Source organism: Agrobacterium sp. a22-2, from assembly GCF_012276985.1.
GTDB lineage: Bacteria > Pseudomonadota > Alphaproteobacteria > Rhizobiales > Rhizobiaceae > Allorhizobium.
In genome coordinates, this window is sequence record NZ_JAAXMM010000062.1 from 1 (window position 1) to 441 (window position 441).

The window sequence follows — 441 nt, forward strand, 5'->3', positions numbered from 1 at the left end:
GCGTTAATACGGGCCAGGTCTGCCCCAATTGCCGGACCGTCAATCCACCCGATGCCCGTTTCTGCATCCAGTGCGGCACACCGCTGAGCGCCATCACATGCCGCCATTGCGGTGCTGGGATACCACCGAACGCCCAGTTCTGCAGCCAATGCGGCCAGCCGCAGCGATAATTTCAGGAGAGCGCCATGTCCGGCCAGAGCTTGTTCAGCTATATGCTGTTTCCGCTTGCCGTCACCATCCTGGGCGGCATCATCGCGGCTTTTCGGGCGCCGGGTCCGAAGCTAACGAGCGCCATCCAGCATTTCGCCGCCGGCGTCGTGTTCGCCGCCATCGGCCTGGAACTGCTGCCGGATCTGGTGGGCGAGCATGCGCCGTTGGAAGTATTGGTTGGTTTCACGGCCGGCGTCCTGCTGATGCTCGGGGTCAAGTGGCTCACCGAAT

Annotated in this window: 1 protein-coding gene and 1 pseudogene; both read left to right on the top strand. The window is 62.8% G+C overall.

Features of this window, described 5'->3' with window-relative positions; translation table 11 throughout:
• A partial coding sequence (locus tag HFC70_RS27345; RefSeq protein ID WP_168476298.1) for a zinc-ribbon domain-containing protein occupies positions 1–170 on the top strand: 170 nt, incomplete at its 5' end.
• Positions 171–185: 15 nt separating this feature from the next.
• A pseudogene (locus HFC70_RS26380) lies at positions 186–441 on the top strand (transporter); the annotation flags it as partial.